Raw genomic sequence first — 9,424 nt, forward strand, 5'->3', positions numbered from 1 at the left:
TTAAAAAATTGCTATTTATCACTAATATGCGATTTGTGAGCTCATATTCCTAAATAAATATGCTTGTTTGAAGAAAAGAAGGATGTTTATAGAAATGTCCTTCTGTTACTTTTAAAACGGTAACTCATTTGAAATTTCGAAGAAGAAAGGATTATTATAACCCTACTCGATAGTACAGAGATTGGATGTGAAATTGAATAAAAGATTAAGAGAGGGCTAGTTGGAGGGATTTTAAATCACTTTAATTAGCTCTATTTTTACTTTAAGATGCAAATAAGCTAAAAAAAGGTTAGATATCGCATTATATAATTGATTTGTTGTAATAAATATATACATAAGCTATAATTATATTATTTGATATAAGGGTACTTTTAAACTAAACTACAAAATGTGAACCAATTAAATAGATTAGTTGATTTCTTACAAGGAGGTACTTAATTTGCTGATTAGTAATTTGATTTCAAATGCTGCCATCATAGTTTCTTTTATGTTCCTTGGGGGAGAGGTTTTTAAGGATAATAGACTAACTCCAAAGGCAACATTAAAAACAAAGATACTGGCAGGTCTAATTGGAGGGATAATGGGTATTGTATTGATGGTATTTAGTGTAAATATCTATCCAAATATTGTTCTAGACTTAAGGCATTTTGCCATTATCGTATTGGCTTTTCATGGAGGGTTAATAGCTTCAGTAATTACAGGTATTATAATGGCAGTCTTTAGAATAACCTTCTTTGGAGTCAATAGTGTATCGATAATAGCGTCTCTATCGATTTTGATGTTAAGTATTATTTGTGGTATTATTGGAAGTTCAAAAATAAACGGGAAAAATAAGTGGATTTTAATGAATTTAGCTGGAGTGATAACCGTTAATTTTGTGCTGTATAACTCAATAGTTGACATGTATACTTTACAAAGAACTATTATATATTTCACTTTAATGTCTACTGTAGTAGGTTTTTTTATATACTATTTATCAAATCATATAGTTCTTTCAAATGTCCTATTTACTAAATATAGAGTTGAATCTAATATAGCAGATAATTTAACTGATTTAGTTACATTTCATGATGCTGATGGAACTTATATTTACCTGTCACCTTCCTGTAAAAAAATACTAGGTTATAGACCGGAAGAATTAATAGGGACAAATGCTTTCAATCTTTTTTATCATGAAGATTTGGAAGCAATATCAAAATCTCACTCTGTAATAACGAATACAGATTCATCCTACTCTGTTATCTATCGCATTAAGAGGAAAGATGGAAAGATTATTTGGTTTGAAACCACGTCAAGAAGTATAAGGGATAAGGATGGTAAAGTAGAACAGTTAATTTGTGTATCAAGGGATATATCAGAGAGGAAAATGGATGAGATTAAGTTGCAAAAGTCCCATGAAAAAATCAATAGTATATTAGAGAGTATAAAAGACGCTTTTTTTGCATTAGATAAAGACTTTTGCTTCAAGTATCTTAATAAGCAGTCCGAACTTTTATTAGAAAAAAGTAGGGATGATTTGATAGGTAAGAACATTTGGGATGTTTTTTCTGAGGATGTGAAAACTAACTTCTACGAAAACTATAATAAAGCTTTACATGAGCAAACACAGATAAACTTTGAAGAATTTTATGCTCCATTAAATAAATATTTTAGTGTTAGGGTATACCCAACAGAAGAAGGTATATCAGTATTCTATCATGATATTACTGAAAAGAAAATGATGGAGTGTGAAATTCAAAAGAGTAATAGAAAGTTTCGTGCAATATTTGAACATGCAGGAATAGGCATTGCAGTTCGAGATGTAAAGGGTAAGCCAATAGATATCAATGCAACCTATAAAGAATTGCTAGGCTATCAGGATGACGAGCTTCAGGTAGTCCATGCCTATGTTCATCCTGAAGATGCAGCTAAGGACGAAGAAAATTTCAAAAAATTACTGAGGGGTAATATCGATTCCTATCGGATAGAAAAAAGATACTATAAAAAGAATGGAGGTATATTATATGGAGATGTTGTTATAACCATGATTCCAGAAACAGATAATGAACAACCATATGTGATCGGAATGGTTAATGATATTACCAGTATGAAAATTGCAGAACAGAGGCTTATCAGAAGTGAAAATAGATTCCGTTCTCTAGTTAATTCCATGAATGATATTGTTTATACATTAGATAAAGATCAGAAACATACTGCAATCTATGGAAAATGGTTAGATGATGACAACTTAGGTATGCAGAATTTTATAGGAAAAACAAGTAGAGATATTTTTGGTGAAGAAGCCTCAAAGATTCATGAAGAAGCAAATATAAAAGCTTTAAATGGAGAGTATGTTGTTTATGACTGGTCCTTAGAAAATAATGGTGGTAAGAAGCATTATCAAACTTCTCTATCTCCTATTAGAAATTCTAAAGATAATATCATTGGAGTTGTGGGAGTAGGTAGAGATATTACAAAGCAAAAAAAACTTGAGAAAGAGTTAATGGAAGCTAATGCTAATTTAAAAAGTATGTCTTTAATAGATGGTTTAACGAATATACCTAATAGAAGAGCATTTGATGAAGGTTTTGAAAAAGAGTGGAATCGTTCGATAAGAAACTCAACTAACTTAGCTTTACTCTTACTCGATATCGATTGCTTTAAATTCTTCAATGATACATATGGACACCTACAGGGGGATGAATGTTTAAAGCTAATAGCCAGTACATTAAGAGAGAGTATTAGCAGGTCAGGTGATATTGTTGCCAGATACGGTGGTGAAGAATTTGCTATCATACTTCCAGAGACAAGTAATAAAGGGGCTATGTTTGTGGCTGAACAGATAAGGATTAGAGTTGAAGATCTAAAAATACCCAACACCGCTTCAAAGGTAAAACCATATGTTACAGTTAGTATAGGTGTTGCAAGTGTAATTGCTTCTTCATTTTTAAAATCAGAAGATTTAATTAAGAATGCAGATAAAGCTTTATATAACGCAAAAGAAAGCGGTAGAAATAAAGTTGAGTTATATAGTAAAAATAAAATATAGATGAAGAAATATAAAAATAAGGGCATTTTGGATATTTTGCAAAATGCAAAATTAATAAAACTATCTAAATGGGTATTGCAAATTAAGTAAACCTTCTACCAGGTATGGTAGTGGTGTAGAAGCTATTCGTGCATTACTTTCGAATCAACAAGCTGTTAATGATATTTGGATCGCTCTAGCATGGTGTGTTGGAATTACTCTTATAGCATATGTCTTTGCAATGAAGATATATAGAAAAAGAGGTACGGAAGATTAAAACATTGCTAGTGCCACTGTCATATGTGGGTTGTGTTTGACGGATACATTTGATTCGTGAAAACTACAGAGATGGAGTATAATGGGGGATAACAGGGAATAGCTAGCTGACTTGGATTAATGATCTGAGTCGGCTTTTAAAAGTAAACCCGGTTTATATTGATAAAAGTTTAAAAATATCTTATAATTTTATATAGGAGAATATGGAATATTCAAGCATCCTAGAGAGCATATTTGAGTTTTTTGTTTGATAGAATAATATCGAATGTAATCAGGATTTTCATGACAGGAGAGGGATAAAAATGAATAAGCTGGTTAGATTGATAGTCGAATTACAAAGTATTTAAAAAGCAAAGAGAGGTGTAGTTTATTGAAAAGCAAAAATACCATTGAGGAATATTATGAATATCGAGACAAGATAGGTAATAGAACTGAACTCTACAGAATAGTTTCTAAGAGGTATGGCGTAGCAAGTGCCCTGTATCCAGGAAGCCATATTGATATTGCACCATCTTTGGTTATACCGAAGGTAATTTATGTTGATAACTTCAAAGGAGCGATTAATTTCTTTAAGAACATGGAAATGATAAAAAAATATATCGCTGAGAATAAAGAGTATGAGAAATCTTGTGACATAGTTTTCATGGGTCAAGATTATATAGAAGAATTAGATGTTGAACCTGTTGATTTGATCATTTCTCAATATGCAGGCTTTGTTGGGCAAGCAACGAAAAAGTATTTAAATATAGGTGGCATTTTGTTGTGCAATGATAGTCATGGAGACGCCACTTTATCAAGATTTGATGATGATTTTGAATTCCTTGGAGTCATCGGTAAGAAAAATAGAATCATCGATACCAAGCTGGATGATTATTTTGTATTACCTAAAAGTAAAAATGTTGATTTAGTAAAAGTCAAAGAGAAGATGAAAGGACCGAAGTATAAGCTAACAGCTGAAAACTATTTATTCCGCAAAATCAAATAACTCATTATAGGCCAACATACTTGACTTCTCAAAAACTTTATCGTATTACTAGATACCAATCAAAGGATTGGAGGTACTGCAATTGACCAATGAAGTTAGGTATTGGCTATCGCAGCATAAGTATTTACTCCGGTTACAGTACGATTTGCTATTTTATATAAAGGTTATGTGGTAACGCATGTTGAGTGCGTGGTATTGATGTCACGCAAAGAGAAATAGGCACCAATTAGCTTAAAATCAAAGGTTTCCAAAATTTCGGTAGCAAAAACCGATTGCTGGAAACCTCAATAACCCCGTCCCCTCGACATTTCCCCCTTGACATTTCGCTGACCTTCAGGTTAAAAAGAGTGAGCTGGTTACTGAGAACCTTGAGTACACAAAGGATATAAGCAAAATGCAAGCAGTCAGGGGGATTATAGGAGATGGCAGCCAGCCGCTGACAGAATTTGATGATGCTTTGTTTGAAGCCATGGTTGAAAACGTTATTATAAAATCCACAACCGAGTTTGAGTTTATATTTGAAAGTGGTCAAAGGGTGAAGGCAAAAGCAAGTAAGTGAATATGTAGGGTTAGAGCGGCAGGCATTGGTGTGAAGAACATCGCTGTCTGCGGCTTTATTTTTTTGTTTACTTTAAAATTTAATTAAATACCTTTATAAATAAATAAAAACGCATAATTTTTAAACAAATACTCAATATAATGTTATGATATTGAAACACGATTAGAATATTATTTTGTATGCAGGCAATAATATGATTGTAATGTTATAATTTTGTAACATTTTTCTTGACATAAGCATAAAATGTAGTATAATAATATTGAGAGGATGTGTTAGTATGAATGCTATATTGGGAGCAAGGATTAAAAGCTTGAGGGAATCCAAAGGTTTTACACAAGAACAACTTGCTGAAAAAATGAATTGTTCAAGGCAAAAATATGCAAGACTTGAAAAAGGCTTAATAGACATTTCGTTTGCCAGTATATCTGCTATTGCTCAAATTTTAGGTACTAAGATTGATGAAATAACATCTGCAGTTAGCATTGAAAAGGTTGAAGAACCAATGTTTAGAGGAAGTAGTGGTTATGGGCAAGAGGATAAGTTTTTATTTATAAATAATATGCTGGACACTTTTTATGCTCATCGTAAACTTTATAACAGTGTTAGGCAGGTCGAAGTGAATGAATAAGAACAGACAAATCGCTATTGAAAGAAATGCTGAGAATGTTAGAGATGAGTGTAATATAACCGATTATGGATTTAAAGATATTTTTGAAGCTTCTGAGAAGTTGGGGTATAGAACAATAAGATACCCAATTGGAGTAGAAGCTTTTTTAGGTTTTGCATTGATTAAGGATTCCGAAAGAATTATATTTTCCAACTCGTCATTACTTTTATCAAGAGAGATTTTTTCTGTTGCACATGAAATTGGTCACCAAAGACTGCATTTAAATGAACAAGGGAGAACCTTGATAAAAGATGATGATTTTTCTGATAGAGATGAATTGGAAGTTGAAGCAAATTATTTTGCAGCGTGTTTGTTAATGCCGATGGAGAAAGTCGAAAAATTTGTTAGGCTTGAGCTTAAAGACAAAGATACAACAACTTGGGACGGTTTAGATATAGCAAGAATTCAAACAGCATTTAATGTAAGCTATGATATGGCATTAATAAGACTTAAGGCATTGAATATTTTAAATGAGGTTATTATTGAAAGATTAAAAATCGATAAAATAGAGCAAACAGCATCAAAATTGTTAAATGTGATAGGTGGAAATATAGAGTTATGTAAAGCCGCTGAAGCTAAAAAAGTGCCAGCTGAGTTTTTAGAATGGGTCATTACGAATTATAATGAAAAATTAGTTCCTAAAACAAGTCTTGCAATTGCTCTTAATTATGTGGATTTAAGCCCTGATGATGTTAATATTAATGATAAAGATGAAATAGAAGAGGAAAGTTTTGATGATTTGCTTGGAGGGATGGATTAATGAATGCATCTCTCGATACAAATGTAATAATTCATCTGTACAAAGCCAATCTGCAATCTGTATTATTCAATAGGTTTGAAAAGCTAAAAGTATACGAGTTCATTAGGATGCATGAGATGCAAAATCAAGCGGGACAAGATATCATTGACAAATTTGATAAAGATGTTGAAACCGGTAAAATAGAAATAATTACAGACCTATATTTAAAAAGCATTGGAATGTATCGAGTGTTTTTACAACACGTGAAAGACCTAAGAATTCTGTTTGACGGAGGAGACCTTGGTGAGGCCTATGCTATTGCTATGGCAAAAACACTGGGCTGTATTTGTCTTGTAACAGATGATATAAAAGAGCGGGGACCCCATTATACTCTTATGAGAATACCGGATTCTGAGGTTATCCCATTTGCTTTTTATGAGGTTTTATTTTTAGATTTTTTAGAAGGTAGAATATCAGAAGTTGAATTGGCTGATGCATTTAATGCTGTCTGTGATTTGTCAGGCTTGGTTTGGGATATTAAATCTAAACTGAAAAGTTTTATGAGAAGGTTTTGGAAAGATCCATATAGTGAAGCTGAAAAAGTGTGGATGAGTATCTTTTGTAGCCAAAAAGGCATTGATGCAAAGGCACGTATTCAAAAATTATGGAACTACATAATCAAATAGCGGCAAAAAAGTCCTCTTTAAATTAGAGGTTTTTTTGTAATTGGAGCGATGTTGAAATGAAGATAATTAATTAATATATAGAGGCGTTAGAGGATACTAAAAGGGAGTGGGTTACATTATTGATGAATTTCATGCGTGAAGTTTTTCCAGAAGTTGAGGAAACTTTCGATTATAAAATGCCGACCTATAAGGGTGATGGCTATTTTATAGCTTTTGCGCACAGAAGAATTATTTACAAATATACTTATATAATATATAATAATATTTTTTGCTTATTAAATTAAAGATGAGAGATGATAAAACAATGAATTTTAATGAATTTATGAAAGAAGTTGAAGAAAAGCTGTCTGCTATGTCTGAAATGGAAAAAACCGAATGGATACATAATATGGCCCGGACTACAAAAGAGCATGAGAGAATTGCATTTTTGAACTCTTTAAATGAAAAACAAGATTATCGTCCGGTTATTTCTACAAAGAAAGGGAGATCAAAAGCAATTACCTCATATTCCTTCCGAAACTGAAGTAAGCTTTGAAGACGAAGCCTATGATTATACTAAGCATAATATAATGACATCGCTTAATAAGCTATATGGCGATAATTTGCAAAGAACCTTGCTTAAGGAACATTATAGATGTCATCCTGATATTATAAGGTTCTGCAATTTAAAGTACTATAATGGTGAATTAATTGTTTATAGTGATAGCAGTAATCTTAATCCAATTAACATAATCAAGAGTGTTGAAGGAAATCACATGCGAGAACTTACAAGGGGAAGAAGAGGCACCTTTAATCAGAGGGAATTAGAAGAGTTAAATAATTTAATTATGAACCAAAATAATTATAGTATAAAAGTGCATTCGGAAAATCTTAATGATATTGGGAAACTTGCTCCCTATAGAATGCAGATAAGTTATGCCAAAGAACTAAATTCTAAAGAGATAGAAAAAGATACAGTTCATAAGTATCAAGGTAGAGAGAAACCAGTTATCGTTTTTTCGACAGTTCTGGACCAATCTGCAAAAGCACAAAAGAAGATGACCTTTGTAAATGATCCTAAACTTGTTAATGTAGCAGTATCTAGGGCAGAGAAACAGCTAATTGTAATTTCTAATACAGATGCATTCTATAAAAATGGCAATGATGTTGGTGATTTAATAAGGTATATAGAGTACCACGATATAAAGAATATTGAGGAAGGTAGAGTGATTTCTGTATTTGATCTATTATACAAAGATTTTTCCAGTAGGTTGATGGAAAGAAAAGAAGCAATGAAACAGGTGAAAGCAAATATTAATTTGACAGTGAAAAAATCATGTATTCAATTATATCAGAATTACTTGAAGAAGAAGTGTTCCAATGCTATTCCTTTGCTTATGAAGTGAAGCTTTCTGATATTTTTTTAAATCAAGATATATGTACAGAAATTGAAAAAAAATTTATTAAGCAACCAAGAAGCAGCGTAGATTTTATTATATTTAATAAGTTTGATCATAATCCGGTGCTTGCTATTGAAGTAGATGGAACTGAGTTTCATTTAAACAACCCGAAGCAATTAGAACGAGATAAAAAGAAAAATGAGATCTTTAAGAAGTATGGAATACCTTTGTTAAGACTAGCCACACACCAGGCTGTAATTGAAGAAATGATAAGGCAACAATTATTAAGGTTAACAGAGATTAAGAATAGCTTAAATAAGCTATAAAAAGCTTAATAACTCATATTCCGCTGAATAGATTATGAAAAATTTTGGTTTATTTATATCATTTTTCCGCTATTTCAATAAGAAATATAAAAGAGTAGGTCATTTATTTCAAGATAGGTTTAAGAGTGAGGTGGTGGAGGAGGATAATTACGTACTGTCTTTAGCAAGGTACATACATCAAAATCCAGTAAAAGCAGGAATTGTAAAGAAAGCAGCTGCCTATGGGTGGAGCAGCTATAATTGTTATTTGAATAACATAGGCGTTAACTTAACCCATGAATACAAGAACACAAGGGGACGGCAGACTGCGTAATAAAGGTCTGCCTTTTTAAAATTTTAGGTACAGTTAATCAAGTTTTTCCTTCTTGTTCTTTGAATATGAATGAAAGATTTATAATATATCAAAATATATGGAAAGCACACTTGACATAGGTGAGGGGTATTGACAATTTGGTTTATTCAGTATAGACTTATGATATGAAGTCGATGCTTAATAGACCAAGGAGGTTTATCATGAAATATTATAAACTCGCAGAAACTGAAGAAAAGTTTGCAGAATTAATCTGGCAGAAGGAGCCGATTGGTTCCGGCGATCTTGTGAAGCTAAGTGAAAAAGAAATGAATTGGAAAAAGTCTACAACATATACAGTACTTAAAAAGTTATGTGAAAAGGGTATTTTTCAAAATGAAAACACCGTAGTTTCATCTCTAATCACAAGGGATAAATATTACGCAAATCAAAGTATACGTTTTGTCGAGGATACCTTTGGAGGGTCACTGCCGAAATTCCTAACAGCTTT

The 9,424-nt window shown here is 32.0% G+C and carries 10 protein-coding genes; all 10 read left to right on the forward strand.

The window, feature by feature from the left end; translation table 11 throughout:
• Positions 1–439: 439 nt before the first annotated feature.
• Positions 440–3,028, forward strand: coding sequence for a PAS domain S-box protein (locus F8153_RS12105; protein ID WP_151866623.1), 2,589 nt, complete (start codon positions 440–442; stop codon positions 3,026–3,028).
• A gap of 625 nt (positions 3,029–3,653) precedes the next feature.
• Positions 3,654–4,268: a hypothetical protein gene (locus tag F8153_RS12115; RefSeq protein ID WP_151866624.1), complete on the forward strand. Its 615-nt coding sequence runs from the start codon at positions 3,654–3,656 to the stop codon at positions 4,266–4,268.
• 394 nt (positions 4,269–4,662) lie between these two features.
• The gene (locus tag F8153_RS16195) at positions 4,663–4,827 is read left to right on the forward strand and encodes a hypothetical protein (protein WP_192929798.1); all 165 of its coding nucleotides are present in this window, start codon (positions 4,663–4,665) and stop codon (positions 4,825–4,827) included.
• A gap of 277 nt (positions 4,828–5,104) precedes the next feature.
• Complete coding sequence (locus tag F8153_RS12120; RefSeq protein ID WP_151866625.1) at positions 5,105–5,455, forward strand: helix-turn-helix transcriptional regulator; 351 nt, start codon at positions 5,105–5,107, stop codon at positions 5,453–5,455.
• Entirely contained in the window at positions 5,448–6,254 is an 807-nt protein-coding gene (locus F8153_RS12125) for an ImmA/IrrE family metallo-endopeptidase (protein ID WP_151866626.1), read from the forward strand. The genes F8153_RS12120 and F8153_RS12125 overlap by 8 nt, the downstream gene beginning before the upstream one ends.
• A 116-nt stretch (positions 6,255–6,370) precedes the next feature.
• Positions 6,371–6,919: a PIN domain-containing protein gene (locus tag F8153_RS12130; protein ID WP_151866627.1), complete on the forward strand. Its 549-nt coding sequence runs from the start codon at positions 6,371–6,373 to the stop codon at positions 6,917–6,919.
• A gap of 440 nt (positions 6,920–7,359) precedes the next feature.
• Entirely contained in the window at positions 7,360–8,304 is a 945-nt protein-coding gene (locus F8153_RS12140; RefSeq protein ID WP_151866628.1) for a DEAD/DEAH box helicase, read from the forward strand.
• Complete coding sequence (locus F8153_RS12145; RefSeq protein WP_192929799.1) at positions 8,301–8,624, forward strand: DUF2726 domain-containing protein; 324 nt, start codon at positions 8,301–8,303, stop codon at positions 8,622–8,624. Before F8153_RS12140 ends, F8153_RS12145 begins: the two co-directional genes overlap by 4 nt.
• A gap of 34 nt (positions 8,625–8,658) precedes the next feature.
• Complete coding sequence (locus F8153_RS12150) at positions 8,659–8,937, forward strand: hypothetical protein (protein WP_207707732.1); 279 nt, start codon at positions 8,659–8,661, stop codon at positions 8,935–8,937.
• 200 nt (positions 8,938–9,137) lie between these two features.
• A partial coding sequence (locus F8153_RS12155; protein ID WP_151866630.1) for a BlaI/MecI/CopY family transcriptional regulator occupies positions 9,138–9,424 on the forward strand: 287 nt, incomplete at its 3' end.

The sequence above is a fragment of the Alkaliphilus serpentinus genome (assembly GCF_009017255.1).
Lineage (GTDB): Bacteria > Bacillota > Clostridia > Peptostreptococcales > Natronincolaceae > Alkaliphilus_D > Alkaliphilus_D serpentinus.